At 61.7% G+C, this 18143-nt stretch carries 17 protein-coding genes; 15 read left to right on the forward strand and 2 right to left on the reverse strand.

Annotation, left to right across the window (positions count from 1 at the left end; all coding sequences use genetic code 11):
- The first annotated feature begins 53 nt into the window (after positions 1-53).
- From slmA to fliD, 15 genes are all read left to right on the forward strand, one after another.
- A complete protein-coding gene (slmA, locus tag CHU94_RS16655; protein ID WP_094482823.1) occupies positions 54-698 on the forward strand; it encodes a nucleoid occlusion factor SlmA in 645 nt (214 codons plus the stop codon).
- A 186-nt stretch (positions 699-884) separates the two neighbouring features.
- Positions 885-1490 carry a TetR/AcrR family transcriptional regulator gene (locus CHU94_RS16660; protein WP_255034045.1) on the forward strand — a complete coding sequence of 202 codons (606 nt, stop codon included), beginning with the start codon at positions 885-887 and terminating at the stop codon, positions 1488-1490.
- Between the two features lie 40 nt (positions 1491-1530).
- Entirely contained in the window at positions 1531-3327 is a 1797-nt protein-coding gene (locus tag CHU94_RS16665) for an acyl-CoA dehydrogenase C-terminal domain-containing protein (protein WP_094481935.1), read from the forward strand.
- A 49-nt stretch (positions 3328-3376) separates the two neighbouring features.
- Positions 3377-3811: a DUF2147 domain-containing protein gene (locus CHU94_RS16670; RefSeq protein ID WP_094481937.1), complete on the forward strand. Its 435-nt coding sequence runs from the start codon at positions 3377-3379 to the stop codon at positions 3809-3811.
- An 18-nt stretch (positions 3812-3829) separates the two neighbouring features.
- The gene (locus tag CHU94_RS16675; RefSeq protein ID WP_094481939.1) at positions 3830-6229 is read left to right on the forward strand and encodes a 3-hydroxyacyl-CoA dehydrogenase/enoyl-CoA hydratase family protein; all 2400 of its coding nucleotides are present in this window, start codon (positions 3830-3832) and stop codon (positions 6227-6229) included.
- A gap of 1 nt (position 6230) precedes the next feature.
- The gene (locus tag CHU94_RS16680; RefSeq protein WP_094481941.1) at positions 6231-6755 is read left to right on the forward strand and encodes a DUF4442 domain-containing protein; all 525 of its coding nucleotides are present in this window, start codon (positions 6231-6233) and stop codon (positions 6753-6755) included.
- A 37-nt stretch (positions 6756-6792) separates the two neighbouring features.
- On the forward strand, positions 6793-7986 hold the full coding sequence (locus CHU94_RS16685; RefSeq protein WP_094481943.1) for an acetyl-CoA C-acyltransferase: 1194 nt from the start codon (positions 6793-6795) through the stop codon (positions 7984-7986).
- Between the two features lie 81 nt (positions 7987-8067).
- Complete coding sequence (locus CHU94_RS16690) at positions 8068-8874, forward strand: acyl-CoA thioesterase II (RefSeq protein WP_094481945.1); 807 nt, start codon at positions 8068-8070, stop codon at positions 8872-8874.
- A gap of 33 nt (positions 8875-8907) precedes the next feature.
- A complete protein-coding gene (locus CHU94_RS16695) occupies positions 8908-9672 on the forward strand; it encodes an enoyl-CoA hydratase (protein WP_094481947.1) in 765 nt (254 codons plus the stop codon).
- Between the two features lie 94 nt (positions 9673-9766).
- Positions 9767-10846 carry an MBL fold metallo-hydrolase gene (locus CHU94_RS16700; RefSeq protein ID WP_255034007.1) on the forward strand — a complete coding sequence of 360 codons (1080 nt, stop codon included), beginning with the start codon at positions 9767-9769 and terminating at the stop codon, positions 10844-10846.
- 73 nt (positions 10847-10919) lie between these two features.
- Positions 10920-11603: a TetR/AcrR family transcriptional regulator gene (locus CHU94_RS16705; RefSeq protein WP_094481951.1), complete on the forward strand. Its 684-nt coding sequence runs from the start codon at positions 10920-10922 to the stop codon at positions 11601-11603.
- Entirely contained in the window at positions 11603-12487 is an 885-nt protein-coding gene (locus tag CHU94_RS16710) for an SDR family oxidoreductase (protein ID WP_094481953.1), read from the forward strand. The genes CHU94_RS16705 and CHU94_RS16710 overlap by 1 nt, the downstream gene beginning before the upstream one ends.
- On the forward strand, positions 12484-13674 hold the full coding sequence (locus CHU94_RS16715; protein WP_094481955.1) for an acyl-CoA dehydrogenase family protein: 1191 nt from the start codon (positions 12484-12486) through the stop codon (positions 13672-13674). Before CHU94_RS16710 ends, CHU94_RS16715 begins: the two co-directional genes overlap by 4 nt.
- A 9-nt stretch (positions 13675-13683) precedes the next feature.
- Positions 13684-14184, forward strand: a complete 501-nt coding sequence (locus CHU94_RS16720; protein WP_094481957.1) for a thioesterase family protein — start codon at positions 13684-13686, stop codon at positions 14182-14184.
- Positions 14185-14337: 153 nt separating this feature from the next.
- Positions 14338-15018, forward strand: a complete 681-nt coding sequence (fliD, locus tag CHU94_RS16725) for a flagellar filament capping protein FliD (RefSeq protein ID WP_094481959.1) — start codon at positions 14338-14340, stop codon at positions 15016-15018.
- Positions 15019-15062: 44 nt separating this feature from the next.
- Here fliD and CHU94_RS16730 read toward each other — a convergent pair whose 3' ends face one another.
- A complete protein-coding gene (locus CHU94_RS16730) occupies positions 15063-16238 on the reverse strand; it encodes an ABC transporter substrate-binding protein (RefSeq protein WP_094481961.1) in 1176 nt (391 codons plus the stop codon).
- Between the two features lie 48 nt (positions 16239-16286).
- On the reverse strand, positions 16287-18140 hold the full coding sequence (locus tag CHU94_RS16735) for a long-chain fatty acid--CoA ligase (RefSeq protein WP_094481963.1): 1854 nt from the start codon (positions 18138-18140) through the stop codon (positions 16287-16289).
- Positions 18141-18143: the final 3 nt, after the last annotated feature.

Here is an 18143-nt window from a genome sequence, read left to right on the forward strand (position 1 = left end):
GGGGCGGCCGAAACCCTGTGCGAGAATCCTCCGAACCCAACGCGGAACCCACCATGCCTGACGCCAACGCCCCGTTTGCCGACACGGCCGACGCCACGCCTCCCGCAGCTGCCCGCAAGCGCCCCAAACCCGGTGAGCGGCGTATCCAAATTCTGCAAACCCTGGCCAGCATGCTGGAGCAACCTGGCGGAGAGCGCATCACTACCGCGGCACTGGCTGCGCGCCTGGAGGTCAGCGAAGCAGCCCTGTACCGCCACTTCGCCAGCAAGGCCCAGATGTTTGAGGGCCTGATTGACTTCATCGAAGAAACCGTATTCACACTGATCAACCAGATCGTCGAACGCGAGCCCGCCGGTGGCGAGGCCGCCGCTGCCCGCATCGCGACCATGTTGGTCCAGTTTGCCGAGAAAAACCCTGGCATGGCCCGTGTCATGGTGGGCGATGCCCTGGTGTTGGAGAACGAGCGCCTGCAGCTGCGCATGAACCAGCTCTTTGACAAAGTGGAGGCTGCGCTCAAGCAATGCCTGCGCGACAGCGCTACCGCCCAAGCCTCGGTCACGCCCACCGTAGACGCACAGGTGCGCGCGGCCACGGTGACGGCATTTGTGGCGGGGCGCCTGCAGCGCTTTGCGCGGTCCGGGTTCAAGCGGCTGCCGTCGGAGCATCTGGAGCCCGCCTTGCAGGTGATGCTCGGGTAAACCCGTAGATCGCTTAGAAGTAACCCTCTAGAACACCGGGCTTCTGGGGGCTGGCGGTGGAAATGCTGCAGAATAGCACGATCGTTCTATTTTGCGGTGCCTCTCGCCATGTCTCTCGCTTCGGTTCCCAGCCTGCCCCCATCCGCACCGGACGCGGTCGCCAAGCGCGCGCCGTCCAAGCGTGCCATGCAAAAAGGCCAGCAAACCAAGGCCGCCATTGTGGAGGCCGCGCTGGGCCTGGCCACCCAAATCGGCCTGGAAGGCCTGAGCATTGGTGTATTGGCCGAAGTCACACAGATGAGCAAGTCGGGCGTTTTTGCCCACTTTGGCTCGCGGGAAGAACTCCAAATATCTGTCATTCGCGAGTACTTTGGCCGCTTCGAGCAAGAGGTGTTTTACCCTGCGCTGCATGCTGAGCGCGGCCTGCCTCGCGTGGAAGCCTTGTTCCACAACTGGATGAAGCGCGTGGCCGTGGAAATCCAGTCAGGTTGCATTTTCATCAGTGGCGCCGTCGAGTTTGACGATCGCCCCGGCCCGGTCCGTGATGCCTTGGCCAGTTCGGTGCAGACCTGGCTCAGTGCCCTGTATCGCGCGGTGGTGTTGGCCAAGCAATGCGGCCATTTGGACGCCAATGCGGATGAACAGCAAATGGCCTTCGAAATCCACGGCCTGATTCTGGCGCTGCACTACGAAGCCCGCTTCCTCAAAAACCCTGGCTCCATCGAACGCGCCAACCAAGGCTTTGCCAACATCCTGGCGCGATATGGCGCCAGGTCGCCTGATTCACTGTGAGCCACCCCTTTTCTTTCTGTTACCCCTAGGAGAACACACCATGCCAACGTATACCCCCCCACTGCGCGACATGCAGTTTGTGATGCACGAAGTGCTCAACGTGGTCGCCGATTTCAAGCAGATTCCCAAACACGCGGATATCGATGCGGACACCATCAATGCGGTGTTGGAAGAGGGCGGAAAGTTCGCGGCCGAAGTTACTTTCCCCCTGAACATCAGCGGCGACCAAGAGGGTTGCAAGATCGACCAGGGGACCCATGCCGTGACCACCCCCAAAGGCTTCAAGGAAGCCTACGGCAAGTACATCGAAGGCGGCTGGGCTGCGCTGGGCTGCGACCCTGAGTACGGTGGCCAAGGCCTGCCTTACGTGGTCAACAGCATGTTTTACGAAATGCTCAACAGCGCCAACCAGGCCTGGACCATGTACCCTGGGCTCACCCACGGCGCCTACGCAGCGCTGGAAACCCACGGCACTCCCGAACAAAAAGCCACCTACTTGCCCAAGATGACCAGCGGCGAGTGGACCGGCTCCATGTGCCTGACCGAACCCCATTGCGGTACCGACTTGGGCCTGATGCGCACCAAGGCCGAGCCCCAGGCCGACGGCACCTACAAAATCACAGGCAACAAGATCTTCATCAGCGCCGGTGAGCATGACATGACCGACAACATCATCCATCTGGTGTTGGCCCGACTGCCCGATGCGCCTCCTGGTATCAAGGGCGTGAGCCTGTTCATCGTGCCCAAGGTGCTGGTGAACAAGGACGGCTCCCTGGGTGAACGCAACGGTATCTACTGCGGCGGCCTGGAGCACAAGATGGGCATTCACGGCAACGCGACGTGCCAGATGGTGCTGGACAACGCTGTGGGCACCATGGTGGGCCAGCCCAACAAGGGCATGCAAGGCATGTTCGTGATGATGAACGCGGCCCGTCTGGGTGTGGGTAACCAGTCCTTGGGGCTGACCGAAGTGGCCTTCCAGAACGCTCTGGCTTACGCCAAGGACCGGATCCAAATGCGCAGCCTGACCGGCCCCAAGGCCAAGGACAAGCCCGCCGACCCCATCATCGTGCACCCTGATGTGCGCAAGATGCTGATGACCGCACGTGCATACGCCGATGGCGGTCGCGCCCTGCAAGCCTATTGCTCCATGCTGCTCGAAAAAGAGCACAACCACCCCGACGAGAAGGTTCGCAAGGACTCCGGCGAAATGCTGGCCATGCTGACTCCCATTGCCAAGGCCTTCCTGACCGACAACGGTCACATCGCTACCAACGCCTGCATGCAGGTCTTTGGTGGCCACGGCTTCATCAAGGAATGGGGCATGGAACAGTTTGTGCGCGACAACCGCATCAATCTGATTTACGAAGGCACCAACACCATCCAGTCTTTGGACCTGCTGGGTCGCAAGATCCTGGGCAACAACGGCGCCACGCTCAAGAAGTTTGGCAAGCTGGTCGGGGCGCTGGTTGCAGAGGAAGGTGTCAACGAGAAGATGGCCGAGTTCATCACCCCCATCGCCGTGCTGGGTGAGCAGATGACCAAGTTCACCACCGAAATCGGCTTCAAGGGTTTCCAGAACCCCGACGAAGTCGGCGCTGCTGCAGTGGACTACCTGCGCGTGGCCGGTCACCTGGTGTTCGGTTACTTCTTCGCCCGTATGGCGCAAGTGGCCCTGCGTGAAATTGCGGCCGGCAACACCGACCCGTTCTACGCCGCCAAGCTGCAGACCGCGCGTTTCTACTTCGCCAAGCTGTTCCCTGAAACTGCAACGCTGATGCGCACTGCGCGCACCGGTTCCAAGGTTTTGATGGACACCGACGCTGCATTGGCTTGATCGCCAAACGTTTTCCGCAACCCCCTGCTAATTACACAAGGAGACAACGATGATTCGCAATACTTTGGTGGCAACCCTGGGTTTGAGTGCATTGACAGCCATGGCGCAAATGACGCCGGTGGGGCTGTGGAAGACGATCGACGACAAGGACGGATCGGCCAAGTCCGAGATCCGCATCGTGGACAACGGTGGTGTGGTCTCGGGCAAGATCGAGCGCGACCTGAACCCCAAGGCCAAGCCCGATGACAAGTGCACCGAGTGCAAGGATGACCGCAAAGACCAGCCCATCATTGGACTGGAGTTGATCCGCGGTTTGAAGAAAACCGAGGGCAAGGACATCTGGGAGGGCGGCACCATCGTCGAACCTTCGTCCGGCAAGGTCTACAAAATGACCATGACCCCTATTGAAGGCGGCAAGAAGATCGAGATGCGCGGTTACATCGGATTCTTCTACCGCACCCAAACCTGGATTCGCGTCCAGTAACTCTCTTCAGGAATATTTATGTCCCGCTTCCAAGTGAAAAAAGTCGCCGTGCTCGGCGCAGGCGTGATGGGCGCGCAAATTGCCGCCCACCTCGTCAACGTCAAAGTACCGGTGGTGCTGTTCGACCTGCCTGCCAAGGAAGGCCCCAAGAATGGCATCGTGACCCGCGCTGTCGATAACCTCAAAAAGCTCAAGCCCGCGCCCTTGGGTGTGGCCGATGACGCTGTCTTGATTGGCCAGGCCAATTACGAAGAGCACCTGGAGCAGCTGCGTGAGTGCGACCTCATCATCGAGGCGATTGCAGAGCGCATGGACTGGAAGCTGGACCTCTACAAAAAGATCGCTCCCTTCATCGGCCCCGAGACCATCGTGGCCTCCAATACATCGGGCCTGTCGATCACCAAATTGTCGGAAGCGTTGCCCGAAGAAATCAAACCCCGCTTTTGCGGTATCCACTTTTTCAACCCCCCCCGCTACATGGCGCTGGTGGAGTTGATCAACACCCCCACCACAGAAGCCCACTACCTCGATGCGCTCGAAGGCTTCGTAACCAGCGCCCTCGGCAAAGGTGTGGTGCGTGCCAAGGATTCCCCCAACTTCATCGCCAATCGCGTCGGGATCGCCGGCATGTTGGCCACCATGAAGGAAGTGGAAAACTTCGGTCTCACCTTCGATGTGGTCGACGACCTGACCGGCAAGAAGCTGGGCCGCGCATCCAGCGGCACCTTCCGCACCGCCGACGTGGTGGGCCTGGACACCATGGCCCACGTGATCAAGACGCTGCAGGACACGCTCAGCATCGAGACCGACCCTTTCTACGAAAGCTTTGCCACTCCCACGGTGCTGAAGACATTGCTGGAAATGGGCAACCTGGGTCAAAAGACCAAGGCCGGCTTCTTCAAGAAGGTGGGCCGCGATGTGTCCCGCTTCGACTTGGCCAGCAAAGAGTACGTGCCCGCCGGCCAGAAAGCCGACGAGGTGTATGGCCGCATGCTCAAGAAGCCTGCCGCCGAGCGTCTGAAACTGCTGCGCAACGCCGAAGGCAAGGAAGGCCAATTCCTCTGGGCCATCCTGCGCAACAGCTTCCACTACGCTGCCATCCATTTGGCGTCGATCGCCGACAACGCCCGCGATGTGGACTTCTGCATGCGCTGGGGCTTTGGCATGAAGCAAGGCCCCTTCGAGCTCTGGCAAGAGGCCGGTTGGCTTGAAGTCGCCAAGATGGTGCAAGAAGACATCGACGCCGGCAAAGCCCTGTGCAAGGCGCCGCTACCCGAGTGGGTGTTCAAGGGCCCCGTGGCCGATGCCGGTGGTGTCCACACCGCCGTAGGCTCCTGGAACCCCACCACAGGTACCTTTGTGCCGGTGCGCAAGCTGCCCGTGTACGAACGCCAGCACTTCCCTGAGAGCGTGCTGGGCTCCAATGCGCCCAAGGCTGAGACCGCTGGCAAGACCGTGTTTGAAGACGAGTCCATCCGCCTGTGGACGCTCGATGAGCAAGTGCTGATTGCCAGCATCAAGACCAAGATGCACGCCATCGGTGGCGGTGTGATCGAAGGCCTGCTGCAAGCTCAGGAGTTGGCCGAGAAGGACTACCAGGGCCTGGTGATCTGGTCGCCCGACGAGATGTTCTCTGCCGGTGCCGACCTGCAAGGCATGATGCCCGCCTTCATGATGGGCGGCGCCAAAGCCATCGAAGGTGCGGAAGCCGAGCTGCAAAACGCCATGCTCAAACTGCGCTACTCCAACGTGCCCGTCATTTCCGCCATTCGCGGTTTGGCGCTGGGCGGTGGTTGCGAGCTGGCCATCTACTCCAGCAAGCGCGTGGTGGCGATGGAAAGCTACATCGGTCTGGTGGAAGTCGGCGTGGGCCTGGTGCCCGGTGCCGGCGGCTTGACCTACATTGCGCGCCGTGCGGCCGAAAACATGGCCCTCAGCACCTCCAAGGACATCCTGCCCTTTCTCACCGAGGGCTTCACCGCTGCAGCCATGGCCAAGGTGGGCACCAGCGCGCTGGAAAGCCGCAAGCTGGGCTACCTGCTGGACAGTGACATCGTCGTGCCCCACAAGGATGAGCTGCTGTTTGTCGCCATCAACGAAGCCAAGGCCTTGTTCAATGGTGGCTACCGCGCGCCGCACAAACGCAGCTTCCCCGTGGCCGGTCGCAGCGGCATTGCCACTATCCGCGCCCAACTGGTCAACATGCGCGACGGCGGTTTCATCAGCGCGCACGATTTCCATATCGGCTTGCTGATTGCCGAAGTGGTATGCGGCGGCCAAGTGGATGCCGGTACCCTGGTGACGGAGGAATACCTCATGGCCATGGAACGCAAGGCCTTCTGCAGCCTGCTGACCCACCCCAAGACGCAAGAGCGCATCATGGGCATGATGTCCACCGGCAAGCCGGTGCGCAACTAAGATGGCCCAGCCCAACCGCCTGGCCCGGTCGCTCGCCAAGCTCGAGCGCGTGCCTGCCTTCCTGCGTCCCTGGGCGCGCAACAAGGTCATGGGCCGTGCCGTTCCCTTTACGGGGACGGCCGGGCTGGACTTTGCGCACATGGCGCCTGAGCGTGTGGAGATTGCCGTGGCCAATGTGCGCCGCGTGCAAAACCACATTCAGGGCGTGCATGCCGCTGCCATGGCACTGCTGGCCGAGACGGCTACCGGCATGGTGGTGGGTATGAATGTGCGGGACGACTGCTTGCCCTTGGCCAAGACCATGCGCATCGACTTCAAACGACGTGCCCAAGGCGCTATGCGCGCAGTCGCCACCCTGTCGGATGCGCAGCGCCAGCTCATGCAGCAAAGCGACAAGGGCGAGGTCAGCGTGCCGGTGCTGGTCAGCGACGAATCGGGCGAACAGCCTATTCAATGTGAATTCATCTGGGCGTGGATACCCACCCCGCAACCAAAGAGCATTGCGGGACAGACCGCAGCGACGTAGTCGCAAGCTCTGTCCCCAACTGATTAGGAGTTATCCCATGAAACAAGTCCAAGACGCTTACATCGTTGCCGCCACGCGCACGCCTATCGGGCGTTCCGGCCGCGGCTATTTCCGCAACACCCGCCCTGACGAGTTGCTGGTGTCTGCCCTGCGCAGCGCCATGTTGCAAGTCCCCACCCTGGACCCCAAGGCGATTGAAGACGCCATCATCGGCTGCTCCTTCCCTGAAGGCGAGCAGGGCATGAACATGGCCCGCGTGGCTGTGGGTCTGGCGTTTGACCACCCCGTGGGCGGTATCACCGTCAACCGATTCTGCGCGTCCGGCATTTCCGCTATCCAGATGGCGGCAGACCGCATCCGTGTGGGCGAGGCCGATGTGCTGATCGCCGGTGGCGCCGAGTCCATGAGCATGGTGCCCATGGGCGGTGGCAAGCCCTCGTTCAACCCCGAAGTGTTTGCCCGCGACGAAAACGTGGGCATCGCCTACGGCATGGGCCTGACCGCTGAGAAAGTGGCCCAACAGTGGAAGGTGACACGCGAGATGCAGGACGCCTTCGCGCTGGAGTCCCACCTGCGCGCCATCAAGGCGCAGCAGTCCGGCGAGTTCACGGACGAGATCACGCCCATCGACGTGATTGAGCGCACCCCCAACCTGGCGACCGGTGAAGTGTCCACCCGCACCCGCACCGTGAACCTGGACGAAGGCCCGCGCCCTGACACCTCCATCGAAGGTCTGGCCAAGCTCAAGCCCGTGTTTGCGGCGCGCGGCAGTGTGACGGCCGGCAACAGCTCCCAGACCAGTGATGGCGCAGGCGCTTTGATTCTGGCCAGCGAGAAAGCCGTCAAACAGTTCGGCCTGACTCCTTTGGCCCGTTTTGTGAGCTTTGCGGCCCGTGGCGTGCCACCCGAAATCATGGGTATCGGCCCCATTGAAGCCATTCCTGCCGCCCTGCGTTACGCCGGTCTGCAGCACTCCGACATCGACTGGTTCGAGCTGAACGAAGCCTTTGCAGCCCAGTCGCTGGCCGTGATCAACACCCTGGGTCTGGACCCGTCCAAGGTCAACCCCATGGGTGGCGCCATTGCGCTGGGTCACCCGCTGGGCGCCACCGGTGCCATCCGCGCTGCTACCGTGGTGCATGCACTGCGCCGCCACAACCTGAAGTACGGTATGGTGACTATGTGCGTAGGAACCGGGCAGGGTGCTGCCGGCATCTTTGAACGCGTATAACAGAGCGTCACACCAAGGCCACCTCCGGGTGGCCTTTTGCATGGGGCGGGTAAGCTCCGTGGCCACTGGGAGAGTATTTGAATGAGTACCCACGTTTTTGATGAAGCCATTGCCTTGGAGGCACAGCCCAACGGCAGCTGGAAAGGGCACACCCATCCTGCCTACGCCAACATGGTGGGGCCCTTTGGTGGCATCACCACGGCACAGGCCCTGAATGGGGTATTGCAGCACCCGGATCGATTAGGCGAACCGGTGTCGCTCACGGTGAACTTTTGCGCAGCACTGGCCGATGGGCCTTTCACCGTGATGGCCCGCCCGGCTCGCACCAACCGGTCGACCCAGCACTGGACCATCGAGATCCAGCAAGGCGATGCCATTGTGATGACGGGTACCGCCGTAACTGCGGTGCGCCGCGAAACCTGGGGCGTGGACGAGCAGCCCATGCCCCTGTGCCCACCACCCGCCGAGGTGCAGCCCCCCAAAATGTTGGCGCCCATGGAGTTCGTGAAGCGCTTTGAGCAACGTCCCGTCACCGGCCAATTGCCAGCCATATGGGACGGCAGCGGCCACAGCAGCCTGTCGCAAATCTGGGTGCGCGATAACCCGCCGCGCCCGCTGGACTTTGCGTCGCTCGCTTGTATTTCCGATGTGTTCTTTCCCCGCGTCTTCATCCGCCGGGCGACGCACGTGCCGGTGGGCACCGTGTCGATGACGGTGTATTTCCACGCCAGCACAGAGCAGCTGGCGCAGACAGGCACGGGATACCTGCTGGGGCAAGCCCAGGCGCAGGCCTTTCGCAACGGTTTTTTTGACCAGAGCAGCCAACTCTGGAACGAAGCCGGCGTGCTGCTGGTGACCACACACCAGATCGTCTATTACAAACAGTGATCCAATCACGCATCCCTTTTTGAGCGAGCGACCATGCAAGACATCCTGATCCACACCGACGCCGGCATTACCACCATCACCCTGAACCGGGTGGAGAAAAAGAATTCCTTTACCCAAGCCATGTACGCTGCTTGCGCGGACGCGCTCGATGCTGCGCGCGACGACGCTGCCGTGCGTGTGGTGGTGTTCCAGGGCGACGCCACCGTGTTCAGCGCCGGCAACGATATTGGCGACTTTCTGAGCAACGCACCCAAAGCGCAAGATGCACCTGTGTTCCGCTTCCTCCGGGCCCTGGCGGCCTTCCCCAAACCCATCATCGCCGCCGTGTGCGGCCCGGCGGTGGGCATCGGCACCACCATGCTGTTCCATTGCGACCTGGTCTATGCCGGTGACAACGCAGCGTTCTCCATGCCCTTTGTGAACCTGGGCTTGTGCCCGGAAGCGGCTTCCAGCCTGCTGGTGCCCCAGATGATGGGTTACCACCGCGCCGCCGAGGCCTTGCTCATGGGCGAGCCCTTCATGGCCGAAGCCGCGCTGGAAGTCGGTCTGGCCAACCGCGTGGTGCCGCCCACCGAAGCCAATGCCGTGGCCCAGGCCCAGGCCCGCAAGCTGGCCGCCAAGCCCATCGCCTCGCTGATCGAAACCAAGCGCCTGCTCAAGAAAGGCCAACTGGCTGACGTGCTGGCCCGCATCGACGAAGAAGCCGTGAGCTTCGGCCGCATGCTGGGTGAGCCTTCTGCCAAAGAGGCCTTCACGGCGTTCATGGAAAAGCGCAAGCCTGACTTCACTAAGGTCTGAATCCTGTTGCCAGGGTTTTATGCCAAATAAGCCATTGGTGCCCATAGATATTGCGCGAGCAGCTATTGTTTCTGTAGCGTTTTGCGCTGCATCCTTGGCGCTTGCCAATCCTTATTACGACCCGGGCAAACCCCACCATACGCCCGACGGTTTTCGCAACAACTACAGCGGCGCCGTCCAGAAGCCCTTCTCGGAGCTGGTGCGCTGGCAGTGGGAGTCGTGGCGCGAAGGTTTGCCCAAGCCTGCCCAGACACCCACGCCCCAAGTCGCCCCCGATCTGCTGCGCATCCAGGGTTACCAGCGCACGCCGGCCGACAGCACGGCGGGCCAGTCCGCGTCGCCACCGGCCATCACCTGGGTGGGGCATGCCAGCCTGCTGGTGCAGGCTGGTGGGCTGAATGTGCTGACCGACCCCATCTTCAGTGAGCGCGCTTCTCCCGTTCAACTGTTTGGCCCCAAGCGGGCCGTGCCACCCGGCGTAGCTTTGGACGATCTGCCCCCCATCGATGTGGTGCTGATCTCCCACAACCACTACGACCACCTGGACCGCGGCAGTGTGGTTGCGCTGCACCAGCGGGCTTTGACCGCGCGCAGCAGCACCTTGTTTTTGGTCCCACTCGGCCAGAAGCCGTGGTTCACTGCGCTTGGCATCGACAGCGTGGTGGAGTTGGACTGGTGGCAACAGCACGCCGTGCGTGGTGTGGACTTCGTGCTGACGCCCGTGCAGCACTGGTCGGCCCGTGGCGTGGCCGATCGCAGCACCACCTTGTGGGGCGGCTGGGCAGTGCTGGGCCAAGACCTGCATTGGTATTTTGGGGGGGACGCCGGCTATAGCAAAGACTTTCTGGACACCCGCCTGCGCCTGGCTACACGTCAGACGGAAGCCTTGGGCGGCGGCTTTGACATCGCGCTCTTGCCCGTGGGGGCCTATGCGCCGCGCTGGTTCATGCGCGAGCAACATATGAATCCTGAAGAAGCCGTGCAAGCCCACCTCGATTTGGGTGCCCGGCGCAGCGTGGGCATGCACTGGGGGACGTTCCAGTTGACCGATGAGCCGCTGGACCAGCCACCGCAAGACCTGGCAGATGCCAAGCGCGCACGACAGTTGGATGACGCGCAGTTTTTTCTCTTGGCGATTGGCGAAACCCGAACCCTCCCGGCCCGGCCCCGATAGACGCTGTTAAGCGTTAGATATTTTTACCAAGCAAACGCTTGCTAAAAATAAAGGGCTTTGGTATGGTGCGGACATGATGCCACCCGACAGCCTGCTTGCCACGCCCGAAAGCGACACCCCCCCGGCCCCCGACACGCCCAAACGCCCGCGCGGCCGGCCCCGCAAAACGGTGGACGAGCGTGACGATGGCAACCGCCGCCATGCGCTTTTAAGCGCTGCGGCCCAGCTGTTCCGCCGCAAGGGTTTTGCGGCCACCACCACGCGCGACATTGCTGCCGCAGCTGGCATGCAAAGTGGCTCGCCCTTCTACCATTTCAAGAGCAAGGACGCGCTGCTGTTCGCTGTGATGGAGCAAGGCATGCACACGGCGTTGGGCCGGCAACAGGCCGCGTTGGGTGTGCCGGGTTATGCCGCGCTGCCCCCTGCCGAGCAACTGCGGGCGCTGGTGCATGCGCACTTTGCCGTATTGCTGGGGCCAGGCAACGACTTTGTGCCGGTGATGCTGTACGAGTGGCGCTCCCTCAATGTGCGCCAGCGCAAGGTGCTGGCCAAACTGATTGCCGACTACGAAGCTCTGTGGATGCCGGTGCTGACAGCCCTGCATGCCAGTGGCCAGCTCAAGGCCCCGGTGGGCCTGGCGCGCCTGCTCATGCTGGGTGCACTCAACTGGTCGGTGCAGTGGTTTGATGCACGCAAGAGCGCATCGATTGAAGAACTAGGCAATGCCGCCGTATCCCTGTTTTTGAAGGAGTCCTGATGTCTTACGCTTCGGTATTTGCGCCCGGCTTGTTTGCGGGCAAGGTGGTGGTGGTCACCGGCGGTGGTTCTGGTATCGGGCGCTGCGTGGCGCACGAGCTGTCGGCCCTGGGCGCCACGCTGGCGCTGGTGGGCCGCAAGCTGGAGAAGCTGCAGGCCGTGCAGGCCGAGCTTGCAGAGGACGGCGGCAGCGCCACCATCCACATCTGCGACATCCGGCAGGAAGACACCGTCAAACAAACCGTGGTCGACATCCTGGCCCAGCATGGGCGTATTGATGGGCTGGTGAACAATGCGGGCGGCCAGTACATGACACCGCTGGAGGCCATCAGTGCCAAAGGCTGGGAGGCGGTTGTCCATTCCAACCTCACAGGCGGGTTCTTGATGTCGCGCGAGTGTTACACCCAGACCATGGCCAAGCATGGCGGTGCCATTGTCAACATCGTGGCCGACATGTGGGGCTCCATGCCCGGCATGGGCCACAGTGGCGCAGCGCGCGCCGGCATGGTGAGCTTCACGGAAACGGCGGCCGTCGAGTGGGCCAACCGCGGCGTACGTGTCAATGCGGTCGCACCGGGCTACATCGCGTCCAGCGGCATGGACCATTACCCGGCCGAGATGGCGCCCATGGTGCGCGAGATGGCCAAGACCGTACCTCTGGGGCGCTTTGGCACCGAGGCCGAAACCGCGGCCGGCATTGTGTTTTTGTTGAGCCCTGCAGCCTCCTTCATCAGTGGCAGCACGCTGCGCATCGACGGTGCGCGGCCGCAGGCCCGCCTGGGCTACCCCATGCGGGTAGCCGATGAGAAGGCTCAGGCGCGTGACGGTATCAAACCCTTCAACGGCTTCCACCGCGCCAAGCTGCCCAAGGTGTTCACCGTATGAGCGCGGTTGTGGACACATTGCAAGACATTGGGCCCGACGACATCGCGGCGGTGGAAGAGGCGGCGCGCCGCTTCATACGTACCGAGGTGGCCCCGCATTTGGACAAGTGGGAAGAGGCAGGGGCGTTTCCTCGGGCGCTCTACCAGCGCGCCGCCGATCTGGGCTGGCTGGGGCTGGGCTACCCCGAGACCTTTGGCGGCACGCCGGCCCCTTGGGCGCTGCGCAATGCCATGACGATTGCACTGGCCCGCACCGGTGGCAGCGGCGGGCTCATGGCCAGCCTGTTCAGCCACAACATCGGTTTGCCACCCGTGTTGCGCCACGGGTCACCGGCGCTGCAGCAGCGCGTGATTCCCGATGTGCTGGCGGGTAAAAAAATTGCCGCCTTGGCCATCACCGAACCAGGCGGCGGAACCGATGTGTCGGCCCTCAAAACCACCGCACGGCGCGAGGGGGATGACTATGTGGTGGATGGCGAAAAGGTCTTCATCACCTCCGGCATGCGTGCCGACTGGATCACGGTGGCTGTGCGCACCGATCTGCAGAACAAGGGGCCCATGGGCATCTCCATGCTCATGGTGCCGGGTGATGCGGTGGGTCTGTCGCGCAGCCCGCTCCAAAAAATGGGCTGGTTGTGCTCCGACACGGCACACCTGCGTTTTGACGGCGTGCGGGTGCCGGCCAGCAACCTGGTGGGCGAAGAGGGTGCAGGCTTCAAGATCATCCTGACCAATTTCAACGGTGAGCGCCTCTCCATGGCGGCCATGGCGTTGGGCTTTGCCGAATGCTGCTATGACGAGGCCCTGGCCTGGGCGCAGCAGCGCAAGACCTTTGGCGCGGCGCTCATCGACCACCAGGTGATACGCCACAAGTTCATGGACATGAAGATGCGCATCGAGTCCACACGTGCGTGGCTGCATGCGGTGTCGGCCCGCGCGGATGCCGGGGACCGCGGCGACAAGTCTGCCAAGGGGGCGGAGTGGGTGGCGCAGGTGTGCTTGCTGAAGAACCATGCCACCCAAACCATGCAGTTCTGCGCCGACCAGGGTGTGCAGATTCTGGGTGGCATGGGCTTTATGCGTGGCACCGCTTGCGAGCGTATTTACCGTGAGGTCAAGGTCATGATGATTGGTGGCGGGGCCGAAGAGATCATGAAAGAATTGGCCAGTCGTCAGCTCGGCCTGTGACAATGCCCCATGGCCAAAACACTTTCTGTTGATGTGGCGCCGGACGCGGCGCTGCAGTTCGAGCCCGCGTTCATTGCGGGGCTGACCCGCATTTTTGAAGAAAGCATCGTCTTCAACCAGGTACTGGGTCTCAAGATCACCGGCATCACACCGGCCAAGGTGAGCGCACGCATTGCCATGCGCCACGAGCTGGTGGGCCACTACAGCTACAACCGCATCCACGGAGGCGTCATCAGCGCCGGGCTGGACGCCATGGGCGGGTTGGCGGTCATGGCAGCCATTGGCGCGCGCCATATGGACGAAGCCCCCGAGCAGCGCCTGCACCGCTTTGCCAAACTGGGCACCATTGACCTGCGCGTGGACTACCTGCGCCCCGGCATTGGTGAGCACTTTAACCTGCATGCCGAGGTGATGCGCCTGGGTTCGCGCGTGGCTTCCACCCGCATGGAGTTCCTGGGCGCCGACGGCAAGCTGCTGTCTACCGGATCGGCCGCGTATATCGTTTCCTGAGTGCTATTAAAACAGGAGCTTTCAGCGCACTATCCACGGGTCTTTGGGCGTTATTTGACGGTGTTTCTGTGAAATGCGCCGCCTTCTGGCACCACATTGGCGTTTTGCCTCGGGTGGGATGGGACAAGATGCCGCCCTGCACAGGGAGCCACCATGACCATCACCACACTGGGCAATGCGCGCGCCAGCACTGCCGCCGCCAGCAGCCAGACTGCCGCACAAGCCGCCGAAAAGGCTGACCCCATCACCGCGGGTTTGCAAAAGTCCAGCAGCAAACTGCAAACCCTGCTGAACACAGCCACCGCCAGCCTTTCCACTTTGGGCAAGTTCAAGGCCGCTGTGGCTGCCAGCCAGACCGCGGCCACGGGCCTGAGTACCCTGAAGGACAGTGCCACCAGCGACGAGGTGAAAAAGGCCCTGAACAGCTTCGTCAGCACCTTCAACACCATGGTGGCCTCGACCCAATCGGCCGCCGCCGCCAGCAGCGGGGTCGAGCGCATCAGTCGGGGCATGACCCGCGCCATGACAGCGGATTTCTCCCGGGTGGATGCCCTGCGCCAAATGGGTTTTACCAAAGCCAGCGACGGGACCTTGAAACTGGATACCGCGAAGCTGGACGCAGCGTTCAAGGCTTCGCCCTCAGGGGTGTTGGGGACCTTGTCCAAACTGGGCAAGCTGGTGGACAAGGTGTCCACCAAAGAGTTGGCTAGCGGTGGCAGCATTGGCAACACGGTCAACGCCCTGGCCAGCAAGGCCACGGTGCTGCAAATGCAGCAGAGCGCACTCCAAAAAGCGGCCCAACAGTACGCCAGCTTCGCGCAGACGCGCGCATAAAAAAGCCACCTTGCGGTGGCTTTAGGCAGATAAGGGCGCGCCCTTTATTTCTTGGCGGGCATGTCGCCCACATAGTCCGAAACCACCTTCCACTTGCCATCGGTGATCTGGGACAGGCGCGATGCACCGCTGCCCAGGCGTTTGCTGGCGGTGAAGGTCTGCAGGGGCGAGCCAAACATGTCGGGCTGGATGGTCGTGCTGTCCATCACCTTGATGAAGCTGTCGGTGGTCAGGTTCTTGCCGGCTTTGTTGGCCGCAGTGGCAAAGGTGTTGATGATCAGGTAGCCGTAGACCGAGAACACGGTGGGGTCTTCGTTGAACTTGGTCTTGTATTTGTTGGCCCAAAAGCGGATGCCGGGTGTCTGCTCATCCGTGTACGGGTTTTGCACGGTCATGGTGGCGTAGAGACCGTCCATGGCCTTGCCGCCGATCTTGTGGATCAGGTCGGTATAGGCGGCACTCGACCCGATGAAGGTGGGGTTGTAGCCCAGTTTGCGGGCCGTGCCGATGGCGCCAATGGTTTCACGAATGATGGTGCCCAGCACCACAAAGTCGCAGCCGCTGGCCTGCATTTTGGACACTTGTGACGAGAAGTCGGTGGCGCCGCGTTTGTAGGATGTCTTCTCGGCGAATTCCATGCCGATGGTTTTCAGGCCGTCTTCGCCACCTTTGAGCACTTCAAGGCCAAAGTCGTCATCTTGGTACAGCGTGCAGACCTTCTTGGCACCCTTTTCTTTCACCAGTTTGGGCACGGCCAGGCGCATCTGGTCGTAATAGGGGGCAGCAAACGAATACTTGAGCTTGTGGAAGGGCTCGTACATCTCGCGTGCTGCGGTGATGGGGAAGAAGTTCGCCACATTCTTCTCAAACTGCACGGGCATGGCCGCCATGTTTTGGGCGGTGCCGATGTGCCCCACCATCATGAAAATCTTGTCCTGGTTGACCAGTTTTTGTGCGGCCAACACGGCCTTTTTGGGGTCGTAGCCAGAGTCCTCCACCAGTAGCTTGACCTTGCGGCCATTGATACCGCCTTGTTCATTGATTTCGTCCACGGCCAACAACATGCCGGCACGGGCCTGTTTGCCAAAGCCGGCCAGCGGGCCGGACAGGTCCTGGATGGACCCGAGCAGAATTTCGTCTTTGCCGACGCCTTGCTGGGCGCTGGCAAAGGTCGCGGTCAGGGCCAAAGTGCCCAGTGCGATAGCGGTACGCAGTTTCATGGTCTTGTCTCCTCGTTGTTGAAAGGGATGCTGAAAGTTGACAGCATTTCAGCGGTACATCGCCTCTATCTGGGCTTCGTATTTCTTCTCCACCAGCTTGCGTTTGAGCTTCATGGTGGGCGTGAGTTCCTCGTCCTCTGCCGTGAGCTGGTTTTCCAGCAGGAAAAACTTTTTGATCTGCTCCACCCGGGCAAACTTCTTGTTCACCCGGTCGAGCTCGGCCTGAATCAGGGCCTGTACCTCGGGCGCGCGGGTCAGCGATGCGTAATTGCTGAAGGGCACATCGGCGTCCTGGGCAAACTTTTCCACGTTCTCTTGGTCGATCATCACAATCACCGTCAGGTAGGCGCGCTTGTCGCCAATCACCACCGCATCGGTGATGTAGGGCGAAAACTTCAGATCGTTCTCCAGCTCGCTGGGCGTGATGTTTTTGCCGCCGGCGGTGATGATGATGTCCTTCATGCGGTCGGTGATCCGGAAGAATCCGTCCTCGTCCTGCACGCCCACGTCACCCGTGTGCAGCCAGCCGTCGGTGGTGATGGTCTCTGCGGTTTTCTCGGGCAGGTTCAGGTAGCCTGCAAAGACGTTTTTGCCGCGCACCAGTATCTCTCCGGTCGCCGGGTCCAGCTTCACCTCGTTGAAGCCCGCTGCGGGGCCGATGGAGCCGGGTTTGATCTTGTCAGCCGGAACGCCGGTGGAGGCTCCACAAGTCTCGGTCATGCCCCACACTTCGAGCATGGGCACCCCCAGCGCCAGGTACCAGCGCACCAGATCAGGGGAAATGGGGGCTGCACCGGTCACCAAGAAGCGGGCCCGGTGGATGCCAATGAGCTTGCGCACATTGTTGAGCGCCAGCACCTGCGCCACGCGGAACTGGAACTTCAGCGAACCTTCCACAGGCTGCCCCGCCAACACTCTCTCGGCAATCCGGGTACCCACGCCAATGGCCCAACCATAGGCCGCCTGCTGAATGAAGCCGGCTTCCTTCAGGCCAATCATGACCCCGGAGTAAAACTTCTCCCACACCCGCGGCACCGCCGTAAACACCGTGGGGGCAATCTCCCGCACGTTCTCGGGAATGGTCTCGGGGTTCTCTACAAAATTGAGCTTGGCCCCGGTGTAGAGCGCAAAGTACTCGCCGCCCATGCGTTCTGCAATATGGCATAGCGGCAGAAAGCACATGCGTTCATCGTGATCGTCCTGGGCAATCAGGGTGTTGAAACCGCGCACCGTGTAGACCAGGCCCTGATGCAAATGCATGGCGCCCTTGGGCTTGCCCGTGGTGCCTGAGGTGTACACCAGGATGGCCAGGTCTTCCGGCTTGCAGGCATCTACGCGCTGCTGCACAGCCTGCGGGTGGGTGGCGTTGTAGGCACGGCCCAGCGCGCGCAATGCGTCCAGGCTGATGACGCCAGGATCGTCCAATCCGCGCAGACCTTCCATATCAAACACCACAATGCTGCGCAGCTTGGGGCACTGGTCGCGCACCTCCAGGGCCTTGTCGAGCTGCTCATCGTCTTCCACAAACAGGATGCTGGTGGAAGAGTCTTCACACAGGTACTGCACCTGGCTGGCCGCATCAGTGGGGTAAATGCCGTTGGACACGCCGCCGGCGGACAACACCGCCAAATCTGCCCAGACCCACTCCACCACGGTGTTGGCCAAGATGGAGGCGGTATCACCCTGGTGAAATCCCAGGCTCATCAAGCCGCCCGCAATCTCACGCACCGCATCGGCGGTTTGGTTCCAGGTCCAGCTGCGCCACAAGCCCAGATGTTTTTGCCGCAACCAGATGTTCGGGCCGCGGCTTTGTACCGCATTCCAGAACATGGCGGGAATGGTCTCGCCCGCCATGACGATGTCATTGCGCGGCTGTATGTGTGAGGTGTCCCAGAGGCCCATGCT

It is taken from the genome of Rhodoferax sp. TH121, assembly GCF_002251855.1.
Classification (GTDB): Bacteria; Pseudomonadota; Gammaproteobacteria; order Burkholderiales; family Burkholderiaceae_C; genus Allorhodoferax.